Here is a 25,764-nt window from a genome sequence, read left to right on the forward strand (position 1 = left end):
ACTTCTGGCTACTGCCTTGAGTTTTCGATTCGTTTTTTTACTGATTCTCCCGCTATCCCCCAATGTTCAGGAGGCATTTCATTTATCATAATGCGGACATTTTCGACTGGAGACTCTAATACTTCAGCTACTAACATAGACACTTCTCGAATTAATCGTTCCTTTTTCTCAGGGGATCGCCCTTCGAGAATATTTATCTGTACAAATGGCATAATTGAAACTCCTTTCTTCAATTTAAGGTAGCAAAAATTAGACAGATGCCCAATATCAAAAAAGGGCATCCGATATGAAAATAAATATTAGTTTATTGTTTCTTTAGTAGACTGTAGTGATTGATATTGACCTTTAAAGAATAGGAGGGGATCATGTTCATCCAAATGTATATCTGTCACTTTTCCGATAATAAGGGAGTGATCTCCTTCTACATGGATATTTGCAACATCACAAGTTATCTGGGTAAGTGCTCCCTCTATTACAGGTAAACCATTTAACCTATTAAAGGTTACTTCCCTTTTTTCTTTTATCTGACCAGCAAAAATCATCGATAACTCCTGTTGCTCAGTAGATAAAATATTTACCGCATATTTATTACTTTTTTTAATTTTTTCGAGCATCTGTGCCTTCTCGCCAATTGACACTACGATCAGTTTAGGATTAAGAGAAACTGACATAATCGCATTGGCTGTCATACCGTGAACAATACCATCTACTTCAGTCGTAATAATGGTTACCCCTGTTGCAAAATTCCCCATTGCATTTCGAAATGTACGATCATCCATGGCAGTACTCACCCCTTTTTTGTAAGGTTTGCTATATTACCAATTTAATAATGACACACATTTTTCCTATGGAAATTACCTCTCTTATTCTAGTCGATGAAATGACACTGTCTTCATCACAGCTTGCACATTGTGCATCTTCTTGACCTTCTTAGTAATAAAGAAAAATCTTCACTTCACTTTAACTGTTGGTCTATCTGGAGTCCCGTAAAGGAAATATTCTTGTGGGAGTGGAGAACCATACCAAATGATACCCTTATCCAATTCTTCCTCTTTCCACGTAACCGTTTTCCAATCTGGATCCAATATTAAGTAACCGGAATCTCCAAATAACTCAACACGGTTTCCACCAGGCTCAAAAACATACATAAAGTAAGCCTGACTTATCCCATGCTTTCCAGGGCCAGCCTCAATTTTGATATCATTTTCAACTAGCAAATCTGCTAGATCCATTAAATGTTGAGGGTATCCATACCAATAAGCAACATGATGGAACCTTCCTTTTTCACCACTTTGGTCTCCCATGAGCGCAATTTCATGCACGAGTGGACTAACACTCATCCATGCACCAAGCTCGGCCCCATCATTCATAATAATATTTTCACGAAGCTTAAAGCCTAATTCATCTGCCATGAAATGTTTATTTTGCGTAACATTGCTACACATTAAATTAATATGATCTAAGCGTCTTGCTGGAACCCCGATATTTGGCCTCTTTTGTGGGCGACTCTTAAGCATGGTCTTTTGATCATCTGGAGCTTGATAATACTCAACATTCCAAAGAATCTCCATATTATGACCATCCGGTGTTTGGAATTGATATGCGGCACCATGGCCGAGGTCTCCTTCAATCCAGCCCTTCCCATATCCACTTTTTTCAAGGGATTGAACCCTTTGATATAATGCGGCTTCAGAACTAGCCCTCCAGGCAGCATGTGCCATACCTGCTTCCTTTGCTTCCGTAATTTTTAGAGTATGATGATAAAAATCTTCATATGCCCTTAGATATACAGACTGCCCTTCTCTCGCACTAATCTGCAATCCAAGATAATCTGTAAAAAACTTAAGCGTTTCTTCTGGCTTTGGAGAATATAGTTCTATATGTGCTAATTGTGCAACATCAAAATTTGACATTGTAAACCCCCCTGATTAGAAATATTTTTTATAAAATCCAATTAAACGAATGCTCTATAAGTTAATAGAACTATAAAGATTTAAAACTATCACTTTTAAAATAACTTACATCGTCAGGATTAATCCAAGTTGAGTTCGTCCAACCATCTAGATCGTAATCATCCATACATTGTTGGGCAAATGCTTCAAGTTCATCTGCTTTTCCAGTTCCTTTTGCAGCGAACAATGTTTCTAACCTAATCCCTTCATGATTTCCAGCATAGTTTCTTTCATATAATTCATGTCTTCCACCATACTCAGTACCAATTGCATCCCATAATAGCTTGATGATTTTTATTTTTTCAAGCGCCTCCATTCCATAAGATCCTCTATAAAATTTATCAATAATCGGTCTTAATTCTGGATTTTTGAAGTCAAGGGCACTAGATGGTTGGACAATTAGGTTACCGCCAACAATTTGTTCAATGAGCCCTTTTATCCTTGGCCAAGCTTCAGTCATAAATACCCGATAAGCCATCCCACCTTCCAATCGTGGCAGGACACTATTACTTGGTCCAGGGTCAGGGTTAAGAGCCATAGAATCTGTTATGCTCCAAAATAAATTTCGCCATGCGATAATCTCCCCGGCACTTGCCTGAACACCTCTAAAAGTGTCGGTTCCAGCAGTTCTTAGCGCTTTAAGTAAAATTCCAGAAATAAAATCAAGCTTTACAGAAAGTCTTGTTGCACCATGGAATGTAAATCGGTTCGCGAAACCACTCATAGTGAGAAAGTTATTTACTTTATCTATGTTTTTATAGATTAGAATATTTTCCCAAGGGATTAATGCACTTTCGAAGACAAGAACGGCATCATTTTCATCAAATCGACTACTTAGAGGATAATCAAAAGGGCTACCCATAACAGCTGTAGTCATTTCGTAAGAGCTTCGACTAATTAGTTTTACTCCAGGGGTGTCCATAGGAGCAATAAAGACAACGGCAAATTCCTCACTATTGATTGGAACTCCATAATGCCCTACAAAATTATAATGTGTTAAAGCGGAGCCTGTAGCTACCATTTTTGAACCGCTTATGATGAGACCTTTATCAGTCTCTTCTTCCACTCTAATAAAAACATCACTAGCTTCACTTACTGGTTTGTTTCTATCAATTGGCGGATTAACAATAGCATGGTTGAAAAACCAATTTCTCTCTTGGGCTTCCTGATACCAAAACTTTGCGTTATTTTCGTATGGTGCATAAAATTCTGTATGTGTGCCTAATGTTGCTAAAAACGAAGCCTTATAATCTGGTGTTCTTCCCATTTGTCCGTACGTTAATTTTGCCCATTCTGCAATAGCGTCCCGATCCTCAAGTAAATCTTGTGGGCTTCTAGGTGCACGGAAAAATTTATGTGTGTAAGAACCAGATCCCGTATCGGTTATAGTTGTTAACACCGATTTAGTCTTTTCATCATGTAGTGCATCATACAACCTTGCAATTGAACGGGCAGCATTTCGAAACGCTGGATGAGTCGTAACGTCTTTGACCCTTTCACCATGAATCCAAATTTCTCGTCCATCCCTTATGCTCTCTAAATACTCCTCTCCTGTCAGTGGCTTCCTTACCTTCTGTTCAACTGTCAAAAAAAGCCCTCCTTTAAAATAAGATAAGTATTAAAACGCTTACATTTCATTGAAGTTCCAATCTAAAACTATCTTATATAATCTATGGAATATATATAATTATAAAAATAGATGGAGATTTCTAATTTTACTTTCAAATTTTAAAGTACCAAGAAAAGTTTGCAAAAAAAACGTGTATTAACCCGCTGCTCATATGTTTCAAATTTAGTTGTTAGAATTTCCTTCAATAACTATCAAACTGTAATAAATTTGAATAGCCAATTGACAATGAAAACAACCGATTCCTGATTTTAAATCCTCATCACATAATGTCTGTATTTTTTCCAACCTGTAGCGTAACCCAGGGATTGACAAATTTAGTTCTTTAGCTGTTTGGTTTACATTACTATTATTATCAAGATAAACCTTTAACGTCTGTATCAAATTTGATTCGTTAGTTTCGTCGCAATCGATTAATCTTCCAAGTATTTTTTTGCTAAAGGATAACAGTTCATTCGGATGCATTGCATTTAAAAATAACATGATATGGTCAAGCTCATCATATAAAGCTATTTTATTCCTACCCGGAAAGGATAGATTTAAGAAATCACAGATTCGAAAAGCGTCTTGATAGCTTTTTCCTATTTCAATTAATGAATTAGATGTCCTTCCCACACCAATATAGAATTTTATCATAGGGGAACTCTGTTCAATTAGATTTTGAAGGCTAACTAAAAAATCCCTTAGTTGTTCTTTATTTTCGAAATCCTGATGTAGAATCATCACGAGGAATCCCTTATTCATGAATGTATCAATTGTAGGAAAAGTAGAATTTAGTAAAATACGAATATCTTCATTTTTTTCTTCTGAGACACTCTTGATCACCACTATTCGGTTATTCATTTTGATGTCAAATTCAAAGATATGGCTTGCTTTTTGAAGGAGCGATTCTGAATCGAATTTTTCTTTTATTACCTCTTCAAAAAAGTCTACTTTTTTCTTCCATAAAGATTGAGCAATCATACGGTCAATGTGCATTTGAATAGAGATTACAGATAAAGAGCTTTCGATTATCATTTCATCTACTTTTTTAATTGGATCATTGGCTATTACAACCATTCTACCTAGGGGAATTTTGTTTACAGTTATAGGATAGACTTTTATATTTGGTTCAGGCTGGTGAATATTCCGTTTTTTCCATACTTGATAACGATCTATATCGGTTTGGTTACAAAATTTCGTTTCAAGATCCTTGTTCATACTACCTTTTTCAATAACGACACTTCTCTCAAGTAATCCACTAATATATTCAATTAATGTGGAGAGATTATTTCCTTCTAATAATAGATTTGTAAGGTGTTTTTGGACTTGATCGGACCGAAGCATGGCACTATTTAATCTACTGATTTCACTATACATTTTATCTAATTCAGTTATAAGTGATTCTTCTTTGAAATAACGTAAAATTTCACGATGTTCAGATTCACAGTGCTCAACTGTTTGGATTACAAAATAACATGATTGATCTCTTTTTCCAACACAGTTCTTTTCATATATACTGACTTCCTTACCATAGGTTTTTTCTATATAACCTTTCGCATAGCCAAGTAGCATCCAACATACCGATTCTTTGCTATATCCAAAATGACGGATGTGCTCCTCAGCTTCAAATGAATTTCTCCAGTAGCCAGTCATATAAAATTGATCACTATTAATTTCCAAAATGTCTGGCTCTACCGTAACTACTCCTTCTAAAGTATGTAATGCTGGGCCAGCAAGAATCAGCTCCTCTTTGGATTCCCAATTGAACATTTTCTCGATACTTTCCGCATCATTGTATCCACATGCCCATCCATAGCGAAGTAAAAAACCCTTTGCACGTTCCATGCTTAAGGTAGAGACCAAATCTCTGCGTAATAAACCTAATGCCTCAACAGACATCAACGCCATCCTTTTATCATTAAGCTTGATTGTCCCCATTCTTGGGTTAATATCGATTGAATTTTGGAATAATAAATGATGTGCTTTCATAATATCCACACTCCCTAAGTTCGAAAATAAACATAAACTTTTGATTACACTGTTATTTTCCAAGGTGAGGTGTCATTGAATTTTAAAACTGTTTCATACCGAAATAATGAAAAGTCCCTCCTTTTTACAATTATCTTCACTAAAAATTAGTAAGCGCTTACAATAATGTATTCCACTATATGGACAATGTTTATGATATATTGGAAATAATTATACCAAACCTTTTAGAAATAACAATAAGAAATTCTAGTGGCATTTTTTTATATTCAGAATATCGAAATAGATTATAAGTAAAAATAGCTCAGTAATGACCAAGCTATTTCTTTTGATTATTAATCCCTTTTTAAACTATAGCCTCGTCACTTGTTTTCTCATCGTCGCTGGCCGTAGCGTTATAATCATGCATCCATTGAACAAGATTGATCATTTGCTCCGTTTTATAAATGCTGCAATCAAGTGCGTACACGGTTAATTCTGCAGTACCTTTTCCATTTGAACTGATTAATTTGCTATCCGCCTCCAAAAAACCCTTCTAATACAAACACACGGACATGTTCATCTTTAATTTATGCTTCAAGTACATCTTTTTTCAACTTCTGAAGTTCTAAATTACCATGTGTTGCCTCACCAAGCCAATTATTCTTCCATCATCTGGAATATTATTTTTCTATTAACATTGAATACTTTCGATAAGCCTTATAATAACTTCTACTAAAAAAAACAACCATAAGTGTGGGAATCAACTTCAAAAGGACAAATGGAGTTTCAAATAAAAATGCTTTCCAAAATAATGCACCTTTCATACTCCAAAGACCTTCATGGTATAATCCCAAATCCTTGTCAAACATAAAAGCAAAAGCAAAATACAGCATTATCGACCCCAACCAAAATGAATAACCCATTAATCTTTTATAATAATTACCCTTTGATTGGCGGTCTGAGAAGATTTCATTTTGACCATCATCTTCTTTTTGCCAATATCGAATTCCACTAAGCCAGGGGCCATTTATATAAATCCAACCGAAGTCTTCATATATCCCTTTGTAATCTTTTAACTTATTCTTTGATAAATAATCTTGATAATCCAGTCGCATCACATATCTCTTGTCGGCTTTTTCGAAAGTGTAAATTCCTAATCGACTAATATTTGTACAACGATAGCCTTTTTGTAATTGCTCGTTCAGCCATTGCTCCTCTTTTTCAATATCAAAAAACATCTTAAATTTCTTCATTCGATTCACTTCCTTTGTACAGGGATAAAATATGCAATAACCTGTTTTGTTCCAACTTCAAGATTGCGCTTCCCTCCGCAGTTATCATATAAACTTTTCTCCGACCTGACTCTCCAACAGGTTCAATCCAGCCATGCTTATTCAAGTTTTCAATCGCACCGTATAATGTACCAGCTGCTAAAATAACGGTTCCATTACTCATTTCCTCGATTTTTTGCATCACAGCATAACCATGAAGTGGCTCACGCAAAGCTAATAAAATATAATGCATGGTTTCAGATAACGGTAATAATTGATGTTTCATATCTTCACCCTCTATTCAGTTCGACTATATAGTTCAACTTAACAATAACTTAATACAGTTCAACTGAATAGTCAACAACATTTTCAAAATTAGTCAAAGGAACTTAACGTAAAAAGCTTGATTACAAGGGAAAAATTAACTAAAAAGTCGCTTTCCTTATGTAAGGGAAAGCGACTTTTTGTGTAGTCTTATTCAATTAAATGGACTGAATGTTGACACAAGTTAAACATCTATCTTCAACCAGTTTCGTTAGCTGGTCGTCATCGAATAACACATTTTCCTTATCCTTAAGGTGTGGATAAGTTTTTAAATCTTTCTTTACTATTCAAATTTAAGTATTTCAGAAATAAATTGATTTATATTACCTTTTAAAACTATTCCATGCCCCGTACACAAATATTCTGCATCAAATTCGTTAATTGCCTTTAAACCTTCGATAAACAAACTAAAATTATGTTGTTTTCTCATTTCCTGGTTTTGAGACCAATCAGACACAAATTGTTTAATCTTTTCTCTTTCCAATTTACCTGTATCTACAACATTATTATCATTCAAAGGTTCTGCAAAGAAGCAAATATGATCACCACAAAATAACACTTTGCTATCACGATGATATAGTGAGACAGATCCTTTGGTATGGTGTCCAAGGAGTACACACTCAATATTACTTACAGTTGAACCGTTATCTGGGAGCTTCATCTTTATTTTGTTTCTAAGATTTTCTGGAATCAATTCTAAATCCTTATTATGAATAAAGCCTTCTATCTCTCCTAAATGTTGAATTCCCCCGATATGATCTTTATGTGCGTGTGTGGCAATAAAGTGAGTTATATCAGCCTTGGAAATCCCTTTACTTTTTAGTGAGGAAAACAGGAAGCGAGAATGTTCTTCCTTCCCTGAATCAATAAGGATAATATTATTGTTTTCGAGCAATAAGTAGCAGTTATTATATGAGTTCCAGGATTCATCCCACAATAAAAAAGCGTACACATTTTTCGTTATTTTTTCGAGATATGTTTTCATTCTATCCTCCCAATTACATTTCTTATTAAGTTATATTCACTCATTTTTTTGTTAATACCTTCCTCCACTGCTAAACTGCTTCGTAGCTGAAAAAGAAAAAGCCGCCAAAAATTTTTGGCAGCTAGATTTTCGATTTTTGCCCTCGTTAGTTCAAATTCAATCTTCTCTATTCCATCAGAAACATCCCTTGTTTCAGAACCCATATTCAGGATTGGGATGCCCATTCCATCACTTTTTTACTTTTATTTTCTCGGGTATGGTCGTCCAGTACATTGGGTCTTCTAAGCCAAGTCGCCAAATCCCGATTCCCCGTAAGTTATATTTCTCTACAAGGTCTAGCTTAAACCGCAGACTATGGCTATTCTCAAACCATACCTGGTGGCTATGTTGTTCGTTATCTACGTAACTGAAATGAGGTGTTTGCGAACTTGAGTCCCATATCACTTCAGCTTTATATTTCTTTTTCTGATCCATGATCTGTGCATAGGAACTATACACAGCTTTGTTTGCTGCTGTATCCCAGTCCCAGCCATAACCTGCGATACCGAGTAAAATTTTTGATGGTGGTACGCCCTGATTCAAAGCATAACGAATCGTTGCTTCTGTCCAATCGACTGATGCTGTTGCTCCTGGCGGTGTTCTTGGGTTATGTTCATCGTATGTCATGATCATTAACCCATCAGAATATAGACCAAGTTTTTCGTAATCAAACCACGGTGACCAGGGATTAGCACGGGAATCACCTGTGTTCGCCGGGACTGAAACCGTAACTTCTTTTCCATCACGATGTAGAGCATCAGACAATTTTTCAATCAGCAGACTAAAGGAATCTCGGTCAGTCAAATTCAAATTTTCCATGTCGATATTAATACCGTCATATTTAAACTGTGTTATTTCATTACGTAGGTTCTGAATGAAAACATTCCGGTTTTTATCGTTATTAAGTACATTACTCGCTACCTGCTTGCCTTTCTCCACGGTTTCATAGAAGAGATTATGTACAACCATATATACCTTCAGGTTTTTATCATGAGCGCTTTGAATGACCTTTCTTTTATGATCTGCTGTAACGGATTCTATAAGATTGCCTGGACGTTTATCATCAAGCTTATACCAAAAAGGTGCAATGATGCTTAAACTGGCGAATTCCGAGTCAACTGTAGGCTGAGACCCTGGTAACGGTCCTTCCTGTTCTGTGTAGAAACCTAAAACTTCACGAGGAGTTTTATCATTTTTGTGTTCCTCTTTTCTTTGTAACTGACTACACGATGACATTAGTAATAAAGCCATGCTTAAAGAAATAATGGTGATTGACCGATAACAATTCTTCGCCATAATACACCTTCTTCTAATTTGTATATTACTTAAGTTGATAAGAAAAGTTGAATCTTATTCACGAATTGACTTTCCTCACTTAAAGGATTTTGGGAAAATGACCATCACAACTTAATTTAAGTAGGTCGGTTTTGAAGTACAAAAAGCATTTAGAAGGCAAACCCAAACAGGTTTACAACCGAATTAACATTGTAAATTACATTAAAATCGGCATAAAAAAACGCTCAGATTAGCTCTGTAATTTCTTGTGTTTTAAAGGATTATTATAAATTTATAGATTTTAATCGCATGGTAAGTCCCTTCATATTTTGCTATTTTAAAGTCAAGAAATGTAAAAACGACAGTAAATTTCTGTCGTCAATAAGCGAATTCTTATCCAACTTAAGCAACCTAGTTTAAGTGATAGTATTCATAAACTTATATAAAAAAGCCGACTCCACATTAGGAAATTCGGCCATATTGATAAATTAAATCTGAACGTATTCAGCAATTACAATAATTTGATATACCCTTCGGTTCCATGCACGCGAATTCGTTGTCCATCTTTTATTATTTTGGTGGCATTTTCCACCCCGACAACTGCAGGTAAGCCATATTCACGTGCGATAACTGCTCCATGGGTCATCAGTCCACCAACTTCAGTGACTAGGCCTTTTATGGATACAAACAATGGTGTCCAGCTTGGGTCAGTAAAGGCGGTGACTAATATATCTCCATCTTCTAGATTAGCATCTTCCATGTTTAAGATGACACGTGCTCTTCCCTCTATAACTCCAGAAGAAACAGGTAGACCTACAATTGCTTCGGCTGGAAGATTTTCTCGTTTGTACTCACCTGCAATGATTTCACCATCAGATGTGATCACACGCGGGGGAGTCAATTTTTCATATAATTTGTAATCGTCTTTTTGCTTGTTGATAATCTGGTAGTCCAGTTTATTTGTGCCTACGACTTCGCGAAGTTCTTCAAAAGTGAGATAATATATATCTTCTTTTTCATGGATAACCCCCGCCTGTACGAGCTGTTCGGCTTCTTTCAGTAAAGCCTGCTTATAAACGAAATAGCGATTAACCATGCCGTATTTTGGATATTCCCGATAACCGATGAAATTTCGGATTAGGTCAATCATTCGTTTTGTTTCTTTTGCCTTTTGTTCACCATCCGGTAATTGCTTCAATCGATCTAATAACTCTTGTTCTTTTTTCAAAGCCTCCTGCCGCCCGTGCTCAAAAATCCGATTGCTTGTATTAGGCTCAAAGTTTTTGATGTTACCCAGAATCATGGGGACAAGTGTAATTGGTTTTTCACTCCATCGAGTTCTAGTAATATCGATTTCTCCGGCACATCGCATTCCGTATTTGCTGAGATAAGCTATTATTGCGTCTTGGGTTTCCTGTCCACCATCAAACTTAACCAGTTCATCCAAAAAGTTATCATCTTTTACATGTTGTAAATAATCAATTACTTCTGGATAAGGACGAATCACATCTGCGACATCCAATAGTGCCAAACCCATTTCCGAAGTAATATTGTTTGGTACAGATTGAGAAAGCGTGTCTGCTGCGTTTTTTTCACCTAACCACTTGTTCATTTTTTCATTGATCCATGATGAAGCATTTATAGCAGCCATAAATACAGCTGAACTTTGTGGGTCAAATAAAATCTTCTTTAATTGCTGGATATCTTCTAGAATAAAATCAATTAATTCTGATCCTGATTTTGTTTGGATGTTTTGTTTAAGCTCCTCTATGGATGTTTGACTGCGCTTAATCAAATCAGAAACGATTGTCGGGTCGTTTTCGATTTGTACTTGAGAATTCGCAGACGACACAGTTTTATTGCTTTTACCAAAACTCTGTTCTTGCTTATCATTTGTTAACGTTTTTATGAAATCTCTTCGCTCTATTATGGTTATAAGTGCGTCTTTCATGAGCGGATCGTGTTGTCCCATGGCATCTAATAACATTTTTCTGCTGTCAGGTGAAGCCAGTTGATGTGTGACATCCACAAACAACCTTCCACCGGCTTTAAACCTGGGTCCAAAAGATGTTAACTGGAATAAAGACATTCCCAATGGTTTCAAAGGGTCGGTCATCATTTGTTGATGTCCTACAGATACAAAAACGTGATTTTCTTCATCGTTCGCTTCAGGGATGGGGTATAAAGTTGTGATTGGTCGACTCTGGACAATGTAAATTGTATCATCAACCAAACACCATTCGATGTCCTGCGGGCATCCAAAATAAGCTTCAATCTGTCTTCCGATGCGTGCTAGTTGTAAAATTTGTTGATCAGTAAGTGTTTGAGTCTCTTGTTGTTCAGGTTCGATCTGCTGTGTTTCTGTTCCGCCTTCTTCTCGTCCATAGATAGCCAATTTTTTGGTTGCTATCCTCTTATCGACAATTTCCCCTTCCTGAACTTTATAACAATCGGCAGAGACCAAGCCAGAGACCAGCGCTTCTCCAAGTCCATAACTTGCATCGATTGATAGCAGCTTTCGGTTAGAAGTAATTGGATCAGCGGTAAATAAAATCCCTGAAGCTTGTGGGAAAATCATCCTTTGAACGATAACCGATAAATAAACTTGGCTGTGGTCAAATCTGTTTTGCATCCGGTAGATTACCGCACGATCCGTAAATAGGGAAGCCCAACATTTGCTAATATGCTGCAAAATTGCCTCTTTGCCGATGATATTTAAGTAGGTGTCTTGTTGACCAGCAAAAGAGGCATGTGGTAAATCTTCAGCAGTCGCACTAGAACGCACCGCATAAGCTTGTTCATCACCAAGTTGGGAGAGATAGTGAGTAACTGCTTTCAAAACATCGGAAGGAATTTCTACTTCCATAATGATTTGTCGAATCTTCCTGCTGATTTCACTAATTTGATCTCGATCATCAACTTTTAGCAATGTTAGTTGATCCAACAAAGCATGATACGTTTCGTTTTGTTCGATTGCTTTTTGATATCCCACTGTTGTAACACAAAATCCTTCTGGCACTTGTATTCCATGAATCTTCGATAGTTCCCCTAATTTCAACCCTTTTCCACCAACGAGCAAAACCTGTGTTTTTTCTATTTCCTGCAAACCAAGAACAAAGGAACTCATTTTATATCCCTCCAAGAAATCTCATTAAAGTTCTATTGCATTCTAACAGTAGTAAATGAGAATAAACAGTCTATTTTGACCTTATTTAATTTGCTATAATTAAGTTAGGAAGAGTTCAAAAAATCGCTAAACCTTATTCCACAGTTGTTAGCTGATGCCCCGGTACAACCACTCGAAAGCACATATGACTTTTAGCCCACAATGAATTTGGTTAAAAACATCTATTTTCCATTTAATCTGTTTATTTTCCCATACCTTATAATAATATGAGATATCAAGTTCTTAATTAACCTGCATTATTGTTTATAAAGAAAGATAATAACCTTTTTTTCGGCCAAAAATTAATTAAAAATTATTTAAAACGTTAAACTAATTCCTTGGAGAAAAGATCCATACAAAAAAAGGAGTAGCAACTACTCCTTTTGTCAAACTATATTACAGTAATTTTATTTTCCAGGATCTACATAGTCCGGATAATCAGTAACGATTGCGTCAACCTTCATTTCGAATAGAAAGTCAGCTACTTCTTGACTACGTACTGTCCAAGATCCAATTTGCATACCAAGAGAGTGAACTTGATTCACTAATTCATCTGTCACCATTCCATAATGGGGGTTAAACCAATCCGCATATGTTGAAAATTCTTGTAAAGCTTTCATTGTTGTATCTGCACGGTTAGAAGTTATTACACCAATCGGGACATTAGGAAGAAGCTTGTTCATTTTTTTCATGGATTCAAAGTTAAAAGATTGAATAAGGATTTTTTCATTTTGCGGTTTATCGAGATTTCGTTCTTTTAATGCTTCTGCTACTTGTTCTTCAATACCAGGGTATAGCTCCGGAGCCTTTAATTCTATGAAAATTCCAATTTTCCCACGGTAACGATCAAGAATCTCTTCAAATGTTGGGATTTGTTCTCCTGCAAATTGTTCCCCTTTCCAGCTACCTGCATCAAGACTTCTAAGGCTTCTAAACTGTTCAAATGTTAAATCTCCTACTTTTCCTGTTCCATTTGTTGTACGATCCACTGTTGTATCATGAATCAATACTAATTCACCATCTTTACTTCTTTGAACATCAATTTCAATATAATCGGCTTTCATATCAACTGCTAAATCATAACCAGAAACTGTGTTTTCAGGAGCATGACCTGATGCACCACGGTGTGCTACATTTTCCACTTGTTTTCTTTCGCCTACTGTCGGTCCTTCTGCAAACGCCTGACCAAATGGGCTTAATAACAACGAAAAGGCCATCCCTGTACCGATTAATAATTTTTTGCTCATATTCTCCATCTCCTATCTAAAATATGTATTCAAACATATTCTAGAAAAGGGATGTTAAGCTAGTATATAGATATGTTCATAGCTTGATAACAATTGTGTTAACAAAATTCAACCTTTTTCCTTACGTTTTTTTACAATTCTGCAAATTAATTTATAGAATAGGGATACTCTATTACTACATTTTACTTACGACACTCGATAATGTGATACTAAACATTATGACTAGTTCATTTCTAAAACCCATCTCTAGTGAGTGTGGATTTTCCCTCTAAAGTAGTAATCCTTCTTAAAGTAATGCACCCGCTTAAATAAATTTTTTCACAATATTGTCAGCGCGTCGGACCACCCGTCGTAAACGTACTGATCTCCGGGGTGACCGTCAAATCCGCGCAGGTAGAAAGTCATCTCGGTGCGGTAACTCACCTTCAAAAAGCTCAACTAAAACCTTTAATCAACACCCACCATAGAACCTCTAACCTGTTCATATGCTTTTTCAATATTCAACAATAAATCTTTCCGAAATATATCACTACATATAAAAACATTCGTAATTTCACTTTTTACCGATGAATAGGCAAATTCTATACTTTTACTTAAAGACAAATTTTGCAATTTTTCAGTAGACATTTGGTTCACTATTTCTTTTTCGAAATATTCAACAGTTCCAAATAACACGGTCAAGATAAACATCTCCTTATTATATGAAAATCATAGCTAGAACAGCCAATATCTGTTAAGCTAACTACCTTACTAATTTATATTTACAGACGGTGGATATGAATTTCAGATTATTCTTAAACATATTGTCTTGTTTGCTTCTCTTTATTTAATAATACTTCAAACGACTTTTTTCTATTGAATCTAGCACTGCGACATTCTGAACAATTCATAAAGCGATTTCCTTTATCATAAAAGTCATTAACGGATTTTAGTTCTTTACACTTAAAACAAACTTGTTCTTTACTGATAGTCTTCATCTTATTTCAACCTTCTTTCGTATTAATCAAGATTCATTTTATAGCCATTTATAGAAGCTCCTTTGTTTTTAAAATAAAAAAATCCACCAAAAAGATGGTGGATAAATTTGGATAAATGGTTATTTCTATAACCGATATATTTATTCACAAACTTTTTGGCAACTCGGCTATCATAGTTATCAGAACCTTAGACCCGCAGCTTTGCGTCCTTACCTTTCGATAAGTTTGCCTTTTTCAATTTTTGTCAATAGTTTAAATAAACCAATTTAACTATAAAACGAAAGTTGGAGTTTTTCAACAATTTTCAACAAAATACTGCAAAATCATCCCTAAAATAGATAATTATACCTGTATAACGAGTTGGGTCCTTTGGCGGCCTGCCAAAAGCTGATTCAGCAAATGACCTTCAATACAGGTGTATTATAATGAAGTCAACAATAGGTCACAATCTTAGAATGTTAAGATTCCAAAAAAAACTAACCAGTCACAAGTTGCTCAAGCTATTGGATTTAGTGAAAATTCTTTAATTAGATTTGAGATTGCCTAAAGGACCCTGAATGAAAAGTTAATTTATAAGTTTGAGGAGTTTTACGAAGTAAGTGTTTCAAAGATAAAAGTTGAATAAAATAGCCCACACAACTGTGAGGGCTATAATAATAATAATAATAAAAGTCCTACCTCTGAAGAAATAGATTGCTTACCCAATCCTTATTGTTTTGTAATTGCTCCCATACCTTCTAGCACAATTTTTGCATCCTTATTAAAATAAGGAATTATAGCCTCACGAAGCAATAGCTGAGAGTTTTCTTTTATTAATAATTTTATTCCTCTTAAATCAAACCTTGTAGAGTAAGTATTAATTGTATTTATTATAGCTAATTCATTTCTTTGTAACGGCTTGTAATTTGAATTATGCATGTCAATTAGGACTTTCAATAGATCTCGAGCATTTCTATTTAGGAAATTCCTTTTAGAATTTAGAAAATCGATATTTTCTTCAATGTATTTTCTTGCCGTGACTAGATCAAGTTCATCCACGCTGTTGTTAATTTCTTTAATTATCTGTTCGATATCCATATATAAGCTCCTTTAAAATATGTCGAATATTGTCTGCTAATATTGATATCGGTTAGAATCCCAAAGAGTTAAGATTGCCTCAAATAATAAAAAAGCCCTATCTTCGAGGAGACAGGGCACACTTGGGAAATATTAATTAATCTTGTTTAGCTTTTCTTTTATATTGTTGATAATAACATTGACGCTAACTTTTTCGGTGTCTATGTACTCTGCAAAGTCGTTTTCTATATAGGCTTTCAAGCATTTTTCAGTTTGTTGAAAACACCAATTTCCTTCTTCCTCACCACGTTTCCTCAGCCTTTCGTAAATGGTTTCTTTACTAGCCGTCAAACAAAAATGATACGTTTGCTCATCCATACTTTTGAAACCATTATATATGTAATGAAAGTATTCTAGTTTCCGAATAGTCATCGGTACAATAAGGTTCATTTTATAGGTTGTAATTAACCGTTTTGCCACCTCAACGGTTAATTCTTTCCATAAACGCAAATCTTGAAAATCGCCTGTTTCTGCTTCAAGTCTTTTTATTTCCTCTGGAACCACATTTCTCAACATAAAACCTATCTCTTCAGGATCATATATCATACTATTTTTTATTTCTTTTTGAAGCTCATTCGCAATAGTAGTTTTCCCTACTCCAAATGCTCCGTTTATCATAATGATCATATTACTATCCCCTACAAAGATATTTTTCTTCCCCTTGAGTCTATAAAACTGCGATTAATCTAAAAAATTTATGTAACGCCCTTTTTTATATTTCTTTGCTTTTTGATAAACATGCCAAGCACCTACTAAATCTTGAAAAGCTAATCCGACAGAACCATAAATTGTCGTTTGTTCATCTTTTTTTCTACCTAATTTATCGTTAGTCATAACCTCTCCTATTTCAGCATGAATGGCATCTGCTGATAATCCCACTCCTCCAATTGCACCCATTTGAACTGCAAATTGACGGTCATCGCAAACAAATAGTGATTGCTGGATTAATTCTGCACTAACTTCACATTTACCCGGTTCATCTGGTCCTAATGTTGTGATATGAACTCCTTCCTTAATCATATTTGAATATAAGAAAGGTACTCTTGACCATGTTGCAGTAATAATAATATCTGAATCTCTCACTGCCTCTTCTATACTATTGCAAATAACCATCGAAGTCTTACATTCCTCTTGCATTTCTTCAACAAAGGATCTAGCTTTTTCAATAGAAGTATCAAACACAAAGACTGTCGAATAATCTCTAAAATATTTAAGGGTACGAAGTTGTAGTTTACCTTGAACTCCTGCACCAATAATAGAAACATTCTTTGCGTTCTCTCTTGCTAAAATATGAGTTCCCATTGCACCTGATAAGCCTGTACGAACTGCTGTAATATAAGTAGAGTCCATAATCGCTAACAAACGTCCTGTTTCTAGATCATGAAGGTTAATTACACCTCTTATTGAAGGTGTTTCTGTTGGAAACTTGGAGTGATCTTTGACTGTGTATGCAGGGATATCTGAACTTAGACCAGGAAATAAAACTACTGCACTCGCATTGTCTTTAGGTAGGTCAGACCGTGATCTTTGGGCTGCAATCTTTCTATTCGATGAGTACGAACAGAATGCTTTTTTTAATGCTGGATATAAATCTATAGGGTCTAACAACGATTCTATTTCTTTTCGTGTAAGCAGTAATGTATCCATTTCAAAAAATCTCCTTCTAACTATTCTACAAAAATCTCATTAGAATTCATTAATGGTACCTTAAACAACTTTTTTCCAAGACGCCATACACCAGAATTATAAATCTTGTTTATACACTATTCCATGTTCGAGATATATCTTTAAAAGTGTTAATGCTTCTCCCCAACCTACTGCACATCCAATACAGGCTTTTACGTCTATTTCTGAATTTGTATAGCCTGTCTCATTAAGCACTACCAATGTTCCGTCTTTATAGGGTTCGAGTGTAAACGTTACTGTTGAATTTTGTTCTCCTGGTGACCATTGAAAAACAAATCTTTTGTTTGGTGTGGCCACAAGAATCTTCCCGCCATCTTCAATATTTACATTTTCTTCACCAAAATTTGTCCATCTCAATCGGATTTCACCAACCCCATCTGGTTTTATCTCCAAAGATGTGTCATCTGTAAACCATGCATTCCACCCTTGAGATGTTGAAATTGTATTATACACTTCTTCTAAAGGTACTTTGATGTAGGTTTTATGGTTTATTTCTGGCATTTTCACGTTCCTCCATTCCATTGATCTACCTTGTTCTAGAACCTCTACTATTCTATGTCTCTTAGTTACGTGTGCATCAGACTTGCTTTATTTGAATTATAGTTATTATAATAGTAATATACAAAATATTATAACTCCTTTAGCAAATATACTTCTAAGTCCGTTACATAAATTTTCTTTCCTCTATGATTTTACTTCTTTGTTTAGATTAATGTTTCTATCATATTTTACTTAACTTCTAAATATAATAGTCTTGATGCTCTAGAATGTTCAAAATCTAGATTTCTTTCAACCCAGACCTTCTTCTATTGTAAGAATCACATGATAATAAATATTATCATCCTAGTTTTTTAAAACTAGATGAATAAATTACTAAATTTCACAGAAGGAGAGATTTAAAAATGGATACTAAAGGCAATGAGAACATTGGAGGATGCCCGTTTCATGGGGGTGCAACTAGTAGCAAATCAAGTGGTACTACAACTCGGGACTGGTGGCCAAATGCGTTAAACTTGAATATTCTCCATCAACATGACAGAAAATCTAACCCTATGGGAGATGACTTTGATTACGCAGAAGAATTTAAAAAGCTAGATTACGATGCTTTAAAGCAAGATCTTCGTGATCTAATGAGAGACAGTCAAGACTGGTACCCTGCAGACTATGGCCATTATGGTCCTATGTTTATTCGGATGTCTTGGCATGCTGCTGGTACATATCGTATAGGTGATGGTCGAGGCGGCGGTGGAACGGGTAGCCAGCGTTTTGCACCATTAAATAGCTGGCCTGATAACGCTCTACTTGATAGAGCACGACGGATCCTATGGCCGATTAAGCAAAAGTATGGGAATAAAATTTCTTGGTCCGATCTACTTGTTCTAGCAGGTAATGTTGCTATTGAAGATATGGGTGGTCCAACAATTGGATTTGGAGCAGGACGCCCAGACATTTGGCATCCAGAAGAGGATATCTATTGGGGAGCTGAAACTGAATGGCTTGGTGATAATCGTTACACTGGCGAACGTGACCTTGAAAATCCGCTTGCTGCTGTTCAAATGGGGCTTATATATGTTAATCCAGAAGGTCCAAATGGGAAACCAGATCCGCTTGCAAGTGCGAAGGACATTCGTGAAACCTTTGCAAGAATGGGAATGAACGATGAAGAAACAGTTGCGCTTATAGCTGGAGGACATACTTTCGGTAAGGCACACGGTGCAGGTGATCCTTCTCAAGTTGGACCAGAGCCAGAGGCTGCTCCTATTGAAGCACAGGGCTTAGGGTGGCAAAGTTCTTACGGCAAAGGTTTTGGCCGTGACACCATAGGTAGCGGTATTGAAGGTGCTTGGACTGCTAATCCAACACAGTGGGACAATGGTTTCTTTGATCTGTTGTTTGGATATGAATGGTGGCTTACAAAGAGTCCTGCAGGTGCATGGCAATGGCTTGTTGTTGATCCTGCCGAAGAGCATCTCGCGCCAGATGTAGAGGATCCATCGATTAAAGTTCCAACGATGATGACTACTGCGGATATGGCATTGCGTCATGACCCAGAATACGAGAAAATTTCTCGTCGTTTCCATCAGAATCCAGAGGAGTTTGCAAATGTATTTGCTCGTGCATGGTTCAAGCTAATCCACCGTGACATGGGTCCTAAAACAAGATATCTTGGACCAGAGGTTCCAGAAGAAGATTTCACTTGGCAAGATCCTGTACCAGCTGGTAATTATGACTTAACAGATGCTGAGATAGCTGAGATAAAAGGTAAAATCCTAGACTCCGGACTTACAGTCAGTAAGCTTGTAACAACTGCTTGGGCTTCTGCAAGTACGTACCGTAGCTCAGATCATCGAGGTGGTGCAAATGGAGCACGTATCCGCCTAACACCACAGAAGGATTGGGAAGTCAACCAGCCAGAACAACTAGCACAAGTGCTCCAAGTATTAGAAGGCATTCAAGAAGATTTAAATATTAATATTAGCCTGGCTGATTTGATTGTACTTGGAGGTTCTGCTGCAATCGAAAAAGCTGCACAAGATGCAGGCTTTGATGTAACAGTTCCTTTTGCTCCTGGACGTGGCGATGCAACACTTGAGCAAACGGATGTAGATAGCTTTGAAGTGCTAGAGCCTGTTGCTGATGGCTTCCGCAACTATCAAAAGAAACAGTATCGTGTGAGCCCAGAAGAGCTCCTAGTTGATAAGGCTCAACTCCTAGGTCTTACTGCGCCAGAAATGACTGTTCTTATTGGTGGTATGCGTGTTCTCGGTACAAACTTTGGTGGCTCAGAGCATGGGGTATTCACTGATCGTGTAGGCCAACTCACGAATGATTTCTTTGTGAACCTACTCGACATGGGAGTACAATGGAAGCCTGTAGGAGAAAACGTCTATGAAGGCTGTGATCGCAAAACAGGCGAAGTCGTACGTACAGCAACTAGAGTAGACCTCGTATTCGGTTCAAACTCGGTTCTACGTTCCCTTGCAGAAGTTTACGCGCAGGATGACAACCAAGAGAAGTTTGTACGCGACTTTATCGCTGCATGGGTAAAGGTTATGAATGCAGATCGCTTTGATCTTAAAACGGTTGAAAATAAGAAAGCTCAACTAGCGGGTAAATAAACGTAGAATTAAGCGGCATCAAACCTAGTAGTAACCCTTCTGTGTGATCCAACATATGAGACAGCAAAAATTGTCCAATTTATAATAAAACATCTTCCGACTTGGAAGATGTTTTATTTGTAGTTGAATCATTGTTTGTGTTCTATTTAACTCTTTTTCTTCTCATCCATTGTGTTGCAGCCCATTTATCACCTACTATAACTGGTGCTCCACCATGTAAGGTTAATTCGTTTAAGGTTTGGTCATTATAAAAGTACTCAAAATACACTGCCATCCCCTTTTGTGGAGATACTGAAAAGTTAAGCTTAGGAAAATACGTTTCCCCACCATGCTCCACATCACTTAAATACATGACAAGTGTACTAATTCTAGGGTTGTTAATTTCATTATTAGTAGATGTAAAAGAGTCAAAATGAGCCTTATATTCTTCCCCAATCTGATAATTAAGAATTTGAAGACCTTCTCCATGATCAGTTGGTATATTCATAATCTGTGATATTCGATTTTCAATTCTATTTACAATGATATTTTCACTTTGATCTAAAAATGTACTACTACTAGTTCTCATGTTGTCTACATGTGCATTGCCAATCTTTGAACGATGCATTTTACCCTTTGACAACCTAATTAACTCATCACATTCTTCATTACTTAACATATTTCCTAAAATGAGGATTAATGGCTCTTCAAACCTAGCAATAATTTTTATTTCTCGATCCTCTGTTATGATTTTATTGCCAATATGATTAAAAATCGTTGGCTCTTTAATTGTTAAATCTGTAGCATCCATTGTCAACTTTCATCAACCTCTGCATTCAAGTAAATTTTATAATAATTGGATTGATCTAAAACAGAAAGCATTTATTTAGTAGTATTTTGTTATTGGGTCCCTCCTGTTTTTAGAATGGATGTCAACGCTTACACATTTCAACTGAACTAATTTGTATTTTTTATTTTATACTCTGAAAGATTATTTTTCTATTATTTTTTTGAAAAAAAATACAGTTTTCTATAATTTTCTACTAAAGTGATGATTACGTTTAATGAAAAGACTAATAGTAAAATTTTTGTTCTCCCCAGTGGATGTTTTTATACAGGTTTCTTTTTCACGATAGTTTCTACAGTGACATACTATACCACCGTAATAATTTTTTTTGAAAGGATGTACCGACATGGACCAAAACTATCCAGTATTCCCATACGTTGGTGTTAAAGAAAAAGTGGAGCTACAGCCAATTGCGTTTCCACCACAACACCAAGAACAGGCACCTGGCTTGGAATGGCCAATGGTACCAAAGCCAATCTTTGACTATGATTGCTATAAAGGTAGTGGAAAACTTAAAGGAAAAGTGGCACTCATCACAGGTGGCGATAGTGGGATTGGGCGTGCAGTAGCAGTAGCTTATGCCAAAGAAGGTGCCGACTTGGCGATTGTCTATCTAAATGAGGAATACGATGCGAATGAGACAAAACAATATGTGGAGAAATTTGAAGTCAACTGTCTTCTTATTCAAGGAGACTTACGAAACCCATCCACTTCAGAACTGGCGGTTACTCGCACGATCGAAAAATATGGTCGGTTAGATATAGTAGTAAATAATGCTGCCGTACAGCCATACACAAAGGATATTATGGACGTATCAAACGAACAACTTGAAGACACTTTTCAAACCAATGTTTTCTCACTGTTTTACATGACAAAAGCTGCCCTCCCCTATTTAAAACAAGGGAGTTCTATTATTAACACCACCTCGAGAGTTGCATACGAAGGCGATAAAAACGTAATTGACTATGCCACCTCGAAAGGAGCCGTCGTTTCTTTTACCCGAACAATGGCATTATCACTCGCTGACAAAGGGATCCGTGTAAATGCAGTCGCCCTAGGACCAACATGGACTCCTCTTACCGTAAGCACGTACTCAGCGGATCATGTTGCTACACTTGGCACTGACATTCCAATGGGAAGAGCAGCACAACCATTTGAAATTGCGCCTGCATTTGTATACCTATCAACCAATGACTCTTTTTACGTAACAGGGCAAGTGCTGCATGTCAATGGAGGGTTAATTCGATACTCATAATATCACCCCCCTTTTATCAAAAAGGGGGGCAAACTTTACTTTCTAACGTGACTTATCGCAATGATAAACCGAGCGTAAAATCAATTTTGTCAGCGTGTTGAGGAAAGTCGATTAACGGATTTCTGTTTTTTTGAATATGGAAAATCTCTTTGTTTCGATGTTTTTCATATAAAGATACTTTATGTTCACGATGCCAATCTAGCAGCATTTCAATGTCTTCATAACTGTATCGGCTAATTTCTCCAGGATATCTTAACAAGAAATACAATGTTGCTCGTGCAACTTCACCCTTTCCGCTTTCAGGCTCAAACCTACCATCTTCATATTTCCCACAATGAGCTCTAATCGCTTCCGTCACCATTTTAGGAGCATAGTCAACAAAATCAAAATAAGGATAATTGGATCTTGCTGAATTACAATCTTTTTCACATGTAAAAAGGTGATGCAAATCCCCTCTCATAGGATTATCCTCATCAAACCATGACTGTGGTACTACATGTTCGCAATTAAACATATTTTCACTATTAATTGACGCCATTGCCAACTGAAAGCCATAATCATTTTTCGAGTTACTGTTTAATAACATGTCATAAGCTTCTTTTCTTTTCCTGTCCGATTCATAATCCTCTTTCATGACTTGTTCAGGATCCTTATCTTTTCCGGAATAGATGCTCTTCAGGTTTCCATCCATTTGGAGGTCTACCCTTGTATAAAGATAATCCCGAGTTTTAGTATTATAAGGAAGCTGATTTACATGTGTTTTCGTTATTAACTCATTTAGTTGTTTATGCATTTCTTTTTTTTCCACTTGATTAAAATCAATTTTCCGATAATAATCCGTGATGATCTGCATATCCTCTTCCTCGTCATAATACTCTTTTTCAACTACAATTCTATCTTTATTATGCTTTAATTCTAGCAATGCAGCCTTTAATTCAGCAGATTCATGTGTATCTATACCTATCATGTTTTCCATTAGATTTCTCCTTTCCTGGTTTATTCTTTATTAAACCTGTCCAGGAATCGATTATTCCTAATTAGTAGCGCTCATATTGGTAGTCCTAATCATATCATGGAGCTTTTCTACAATGTTAAGCAGAAGAAATCCATTTCCTTCAGCGCTTTTTCTGTTACCAAGTGGGACAGTTCGTCTAATGAGCTGTGCGTAGACTTCTGCTTCACTAAGTGTTCGATCAAACTCTTTTTCACTTACATTGATAATTAAAGCGATAGCACCTGCAACATGCGGAGCCGCCATTGAAGTTCCTGTTAGTTTTGCATATTTATTTTCTGGATACGTTGAAACCACATCTACTCCTGGAGCAACAAGATCGATTTCCGTGTGGGTGTTAGAAAATGGAGCAAGCTCTAAATCCATGTTTACGGCTCCAACCGAAATCACTTCGTTATATGCTCCAGGATAGGCATACTCAAATGTATCCTCTTGCGAATCCCCTTCATTTCCCGCTGCAACAACAACGGATATATTTTGATTGACTGCATGTTGAATCGCCATATGCATTTCTGGTACGTCTTCAGGGCCACCTAGTGACATTGAAATCACACGAACTCTTTCGTTGTTAGGACCTCTCCAATCAACTGCATAGTTAATCGCAGCTATGATCCATTCATAATTACCTGCCCCTGTACCCGTCAAAGCTTTTAAACTTAAAATTTGAGCCTTCGGAGCAACCCCCACTACTCCTTCGTTGTTAAGACTAGCAGCAATGGTACCCGATACATGTGTACCGTGACCATTATTGTCTTCAAATACCTCAGAATCTCCATAATAATCCGTTGTAAAATTCCGTCCACCAATAACTCGTCCACTTAAATCCGAATGAGAAGTGTCGATCCCGGTATCAATCACTGCGATAATAATGTCCTCACCCTGATTGCCATCTTCCCATAATGAAGGTGCCTGTACCAATTGAACTCCCTCTGGTGTTTCATTTGTCTGATCCACAACTGACTGAATGGTAAACGGTAATAATTTGACTTGATTTTTCACGATGAATTTCCTCCCTCAAATCAATTTTCAAAACGAATTACCTGTGTTCCCTTCTGTCAAATCTAGGTTGAAAAGTTACCTTGTTGGACTTCCTTCATCTTGATGAGAACGTTTGTTTCATTATACTAAGCAATCAAGACTTTTACAAGATAAAATACTGAAAATTTAGAAAATGAATATTTTGTCCTACTAATGAATAGCGGACTTATTTCTTATTATTTGGTCTGAATTATGGGGATAGTAAAAAGGAAATGGAGGGTGAATGACATGGAGATTTTTACTCATTATAAAATCAACGAAACAGCACAGGGTATTGAAGTCATCTTATATCTTACTGAAAACGCAACAGAATTCTCGGCTGAATTAGGATCGCTTTCTAAAATGAATGAGTCCAGTATTACGAATGAAGCAACAAGCTTTATCAAAAGAAAGTTACCTTTATTAAAGATTAAAACCTGTAAAATTATGGCTGGCGGAATGCTGCTATCCGTATTAGGCATAGGTGCACTACCCTCACAAAAAACTGCTGCAGCAAAAAATACCGTTACACAATCACAGACTACCACTTTAACCTATAAGGTATCAGCCGGTGATACTCTTTATAGTATTGCCAAGCGGTACGGTACAACAGTCGATGCCCTTAAGCAAGCCAATCATTTATCTTCGGATGTGTTACAAATTGGTCAGTCATTAATTATACCTTCCAGCTTTACAGCTACTCCAAATCAAGCTACATATCAAGTTGTTTCTGGGGATACTTTATACAATATTGCTACCCGTAATGGCACAACGGTGGATGCTATTAAGTTGGAGAATAATCTATCTTCGGATTTTTTACAGATTGGGCAAACTTTGAAGATTCCTAATGGTGTTTCGTCAGCTCCAACTCAAACCAATGAAACTACTCATCAAGTTGTACCTGGGGATACGTTATACAG

Annotated in this window: 24 protein-coding genes and 1 riboswitch; of the genes, 3 read left to right on the top strand and 21 right to left on the bottom strand. The window is 36.4% G+C overall.

Going from position 1 to position 25,764, the window contains the following annotated elements; genetic code table 11:
• Positions 1-8: 8 nt before the first annotated feature.
• From V7097_RS16010 to V7097_RS16095, 18 genes are all read right to left on the bottom strand, one after another.
• Positions 9-212, bottom strand: a complete 204-nt coding sequence (locus V7097_RS16010; protein ID WP_335704633.1) for a 2-hydroxymuconate tautomerase — start codon at positions 210-212, stop codon at positions 9-11.
• An 87-nt stretch (positions 213-299) separates the two neighbouring features.
• Complete coding sequence (locus V7097_RS16015; protein WP_335704634.1) at positions 300-779, bottom strand: flavin reductase family protein; 480 nt, start codon at positions 777-779, stop codon at positions 300-302.
• Between the two features lie 171 nt (positions 780-950).
• Positions 951-1,913 (bottom strand): catechol 2,3-dioxygenase, encoded by a 963-nt coding sequence (locus V7097_RS16020; RefSeq protein ID WP_335704635.1) that lies wholly within the window; start codon positions 1,911-1,913, stop codon positions 951-953.
• A gap of 70 nt (positions 1,914-1,983) precedes the next feature.
• The gene (locus V7097_RS16025; RefSeq protein WP_335704636.1) at positions 1,984-3,540 is read right to left on the bottom strand and encodes a 4-hydroxyphenylacetate 3-hydroxylase N-terminal domain-containing protein; all 1,557 of its coding nucleotides are present in this window, start codon (positions 3,538-3,540) and stop codon (positions 1,984-1,986) included.
• 204 nt (positions 3,541-3,744) lie between these two features.
• Entirely contained in the window at positions 3,745-5,550 is a 1,806-nt protein-coding gene (locus V7097_RS16030) for a XylR N-terminal domain-containing protein (protein WP_335704637.1), read from the bottom strand.
• Positions 5,551-5,893: 343 nt separating this feature from the next.
• Positions 5,894-6,073: a hypothetical protein gene (locus V7097_RS16035; protein ID WP_335704638.1), complete on the bottom strand. Its 180-nt coding sequence runs from the start codon at positions 6,071-6,073 to the stop codon at positions 5,894-5,896.
• A 136-nt stretch (positions 6,074-6,209) separates the two neighbouring features.
• Positions 6,210-6,782: a DUF2812 domain-containing protein gene (locus tag V7097_RS16040; protein ID WP_335704639.1), complete on the bottom strand. Its 573-nt coding sequence runs from the start codon at positions 6,780-6,782 to the stop codon at positions 6,210-6,212.
• Entirely contained in the window at positions 6,769-7,086 is a 318-nt protein-coding gene (locus V7097_RS16045) for a PadR family transcriptional regulator (protein WP_335704640.1), read from the bottom strand. Before V7097_RS16045 ends, V7097_RS16040 begins: the two co-directional genes overlap by 14 nt.
• A 321-nt stretch (positions 7,087-7,407) precedes the next feature.
• The gene (locus tag V7097_RS16050) at positions 7,408-8,109 is read right to left on the bottom strand and encodes an MBL fold metallo-hydrolase (RefSeq protein WP_335704641.1); all 702 of its coding nucleotides are present in this window, start codon (positions 8,107-8,109) and stop codon (positions 7,408-7,410) included.
• Positions 8,106-8,333 (bottom strand): hypothetical protein, encoded by a 228-nt coding sequence (locus tag V7097_RS16055; RefSeq protein WP_335704642.1) that lies wholly within the window; start codon positions 8,331-8,333, stop codon positions 8,106-8,108. Before V7097_RS16055 ends, V7097_RS16050 begins: the two co-directional genes overlap by 4 nt.
• Positions 8,334-8,337: 4 nt before the next feature.
• The gene (locus V7097_RS16060) at positions 8,338-9,444 is read right to left on the bottom strand and encodes a glycosyl hydrolase family 18 protein (RefSeq protein ID WP_335704643.1); all 1,107 of its coding nucleotides are present in this window, start codon (positions 9,442-9,444) and stop codon (positions 8,338-8,340) included.
• A gap of 490 nt (positions 9,445-9,934) precedes the next feature.
• The gene (gene ppsA / locus V7097_RS16065) at positions 9,935-12,550 is read right to left on the bottom strand and encodes a phosphoenolpyruvate synthase (RefSeq protein WP_335704644.1); all 2,616 of its coding nucleotides are present in this window, start codon (positions 12,548-12,550) and stop codon (positions 9,935-9,937) included.
• A 446-nt stretch (positions 12,551-12,996) separates the two neighbouring features.
• Positions 12,997-13,836 carry a glycerophosphodiester phosphodiesterase gene (locus tag V7097_RS16070; RefSeq protein ID WP_335704645.1) on the bottom strand — a complete coding sequence of 280 codons (840 nt, stop codon included), beginning with the start codon at positions 13,834-13,836 and terminating at the stop codon, positions 12,997-12,999.
• Between the two features lie 447 nt (positions 13,837-14,283).
• The gene (locus V7097_RS16075) at positions 14,284-14,517 is read right to left on the bottom strand and encodes a hypothetical protein (protein WP_335704646.1); all 234 of its coding nucleotides are present in this window, start codon (positions 14,515-14,517) and stop codon (positions 14,284-14,286) included.
• A gap of 450 nt (positions 14,518-14,967) precedes the next feature.
• Positions 14,968-15,053, bottom strand: a riboswitch (cyclic di-GMP riboswitch).
• Between the two features lie 468 nt (positions 15,054-15,521).
• Positions 15,522-15,890: a hypothetical protein gene (locus tag V7097_RS16080; protein ID WP_335704647.1), complete on the bottom strand. Its 369-nt coding sequence runs from the start codon at positions 15,888-15,890 to the stop codon at positions 15,522-15,524.
• 132 nt (positions 15,891-16,022) lie between these two features.
• Positions 16,023-16,556 carry an AAA family ATPase gene (locus V7097_RS16085; RefSeq protein ID WP_335704648.1) on the bottom strand — a complete coding sequence of 178 codons (534 nt, stop codon included), beginning with the start codon at positions 16,554-16,556 and terminating at the stop codon, positions 16,023-16,025.
• A 54-nt stretch (positions 16,557-16,610) separates the two neighbouring features.
• Positions 16,611-17,576 carry an ornithine cyclodeaminase family protein gene (locus V7097_RS16090; protein WP_335704649.1) on the bottom strand — a complete coding sequence of 322 codons (966 nt, stop codon included), beginning with the start codon at positions 17,574-17,576 and terminating at the stop codon, positions 16,611-16,613.
• Between the two features lie 96 nt (positions 17,577-17,672).
• Positions 17,673-18,116, bottom strand: coding sequence for an SRPBCC family protein (locus V7097_RS16095; protein ID WP_335704650.1), 444 nt, complete (start codon positions 18,114-18,116; stop codon positions 17,673-17,675).
• Positions 18,117-18,517: 401 nt separating this feature from the next.
• Here V7097_RS16095 and katG point away from each other — a divergent pair, with 401 nt between their 5' ends.
• The gene (gene katG, locus V7097_RS16100; RefSeq protein ID WP_335704651.1) at positions 18,518-20,734 is read left to right on the top strand and encodes a catalase/peroxidase HPI; all 2,217 of its coding nucleotides are present in this window, start codon (positions 18,518-18,520) and stop codon (positions 20,732-20,734) included.
• A gap of 142 nt (positions 20,735-20,876) precedes the next feature.
• Here katG and V7097_RS16105 read toward each other — a convergent pair whose 3' ends face one another.
• Complete coding sequence (locus V7097_RS16105) at positions 20,877-21,524, bottom strand: 2OG-Fe(II) oxygenase (protein WP_438824246.1); 648 nt, start codon at positions 21,522-21,524, stop codon at positions 20,877-20,879.
• Positions 21,525-21,906: 382 nt separating this feature from the next.
• Here V7097_RS16105 and V7097_RS16110 point away from each other — a divergent pair, with 382 nt between their 5' ends.
• Positions 21,907-22,815: an SDR family oxidoreductase gene (locus V7097_RS16110; protein WP_335704653.1), complete on the top strand. Its 909-nt coding sequence runs from the start codon at positions 21,907-21,909 to the stop codon at positions 22,813-22,815.
• Between the two features lie 52 nt (positions 22,816-22,867).
• On the opposite strand, the gene V7097_RS16115 is transcribed toward V7097_RS16110, so the two are convergent.
• Entirely contained in the window at positions 22,868-23,791 is a 924-nt protein-coding gene (locus V7097_RS16115) for an endonuclease I family protein (RefSeq protein ID WP_335704654.1), read from the bottom strand.
• 57 nt (positions 23,792-23,848) lie between these two features.
• A complete protein-coding gene (locus V7097_RS16120; protein ID WP_335704655.1) occupies positions 23,849-24,826 on the bottom strand; it encodes a S8 family peptidase in 978 nt (325 codons plus the stop codon).
• A gap of 267 nt (positions 24,827-25,093) precedes the next feature.
• On the opposite strand from V7097_RS16120, the gene V7097_RS16125 reads away from it, so the two are divergent.
• Positions 25,094-25,764, top strand: a 671-nt coding sequence (locus tag V7097_RS16125) for a LysM peptidoglycan-binding domain-containing protein (protein ID WP_335704785.1), incomplete at its 3' end; no start/stop codon positions are given.

Origin of the sequence: Bacillus sp. JJ1562 (assembly GCF_036962705.1) — a bacterium.
Taxonomy (GTDB): domain Bacteria; phylum Bacillota; class Bacilli; order Bacillales; family Bacillaceae_L; genus Ferdinandcohnia.

Excerpts from the sequence above, each read along its gene's own strand:
- V7097_RS16010 (WP_335704633.1), bottom strand. The coding sequence starts at position 212 with ATGCCATTTGTACAGATAAATATTCTCGAAGGGCGATCCCCTGAGAAA.
- V7097_RS16015 (WP_335704634.1), bottom strand. The coding sequence starts at position 779 with ATGGATGATCGTACATTTCGAAATGCAATGGGGAATTTTGCAACAGGG.
- V7097_RS16020 (WP_335704635.1), bottom strand. The coding sequence starts at position 1,913 with ATGTCAAATTTTGATGTTGCACAATTAGCACATATAGAACTATATTCT.
- V7097_RS16030 (WP_335704637.1), bottom strand. The coding sequence starts at position 5,550 with ATGAAAGCACATCATTTATTATTCCAAAATTCAATCGATATTAACCCA.
- V7097_RS16040 (WP_335704639.1), bottom strand. The coding sequence starts at position 6,782 with ATGAAGAAATTTAAGATGTTTTTTGATATTGAAAAAGAGGAGCAATGG.
- V7097_RS16045 (WP_335704640.1), bottom strand. The coding sequence starts at position 7,086 with ATGAAACATCAATTATTACCGTTATCTGAAACCATGCATTATATTTTA.
- V7097_RS16050 (WP_335704641.1), bottom strand. The coding sequence starts at position 8,109 with ATGAAAACATATCTCGAAAAAATAACGAAAAATGTGTACGCTTTTTTA.
- V7097_RS16055 (WP_335704642.1), bottom strand. The coding sequence starts at position 8,333 with ATGGGCATCCCAATCCTGAATATGGGTTCTGAAACAAGGGATGTTTCT.
- V7097_RS16060 (WP_335704643.1), bottom strand. The coding sequence starts at position 9,444 with ATGGCGAAGAATTGTTATCGGTCAATCACCATTATTTCTTTAAGCATG.
- ppsA (WP_335704644.1), bottom strand. The coding sequence starts at position 12,550 with ATGAGTTCCTTTGTTCTTGGTTTGCAGGAAATAGAAAAAACACAGGTT.
- V7097_RS16070 (WP_335704645.1), bottom strand. The coding sequence starts at position 13,836 with ATGAGCAAAAAATTATTAATCGGTACAGGGATGGCCTTTTCGTTGTTA.
- V7097_RS16080 (WP_335704647.1), bottom strand. The coding sequence starts at position 15,890 with ATGGATATCGAACAGATAATTAAAGAAATTAACAACAGCGTGGATGAA.
- V7097_RS16085 (WP_335704648.1), bottom strand. The coding sequence starts at position 16,556 with ATGATCATTATGATAAACGGAGCATTTGGAGTAGGGAAAACTACTATT.
- V7097_RS16090 (WP_335704649.1), bottom strand. The coding sequence starts at position 17,576 with ATGGATACATTACTGCTTACACGAAAAGAAATAGAATCGTTGTTAGAC.
- V7097_RS16095 (WP_335704650.1), bottom strand. The coding sequence starts at position 18,116 with ATGCCAGAAATAAACCATAAAACCTACATCAAAGTACCTTTAGAAGAA.
- katG (WP_335704651.1), top strand. The coding sequence starts at position 18,518 with ATGGATACTAAAGGCAATGAGAACATTGGAGGATGCCCGTTTCATGGG.
- V7097_RS16105 (WP_438824246.1), bottom strand. The coding sequence starts at position 21,524 with ATGGATGCTACAGATTTAACAATTAAAGAGCCAACGATTTTTAATCAT.
- V7097_RS16110 (WP_335704653.1), top strand. The coding sequence starts at position 21,907 with ATGGACCAAAACTATCCAGTATTCCCATACGTTGGTGTTAAAGAAAAA.
- V7097_RS16115 (WP_335704654.1), bottom strand. The coding sequence starts at position 23,791 with ATGGAAAACATGATAGGTATAGATACACATGAATCTGCTGAATTAAAG.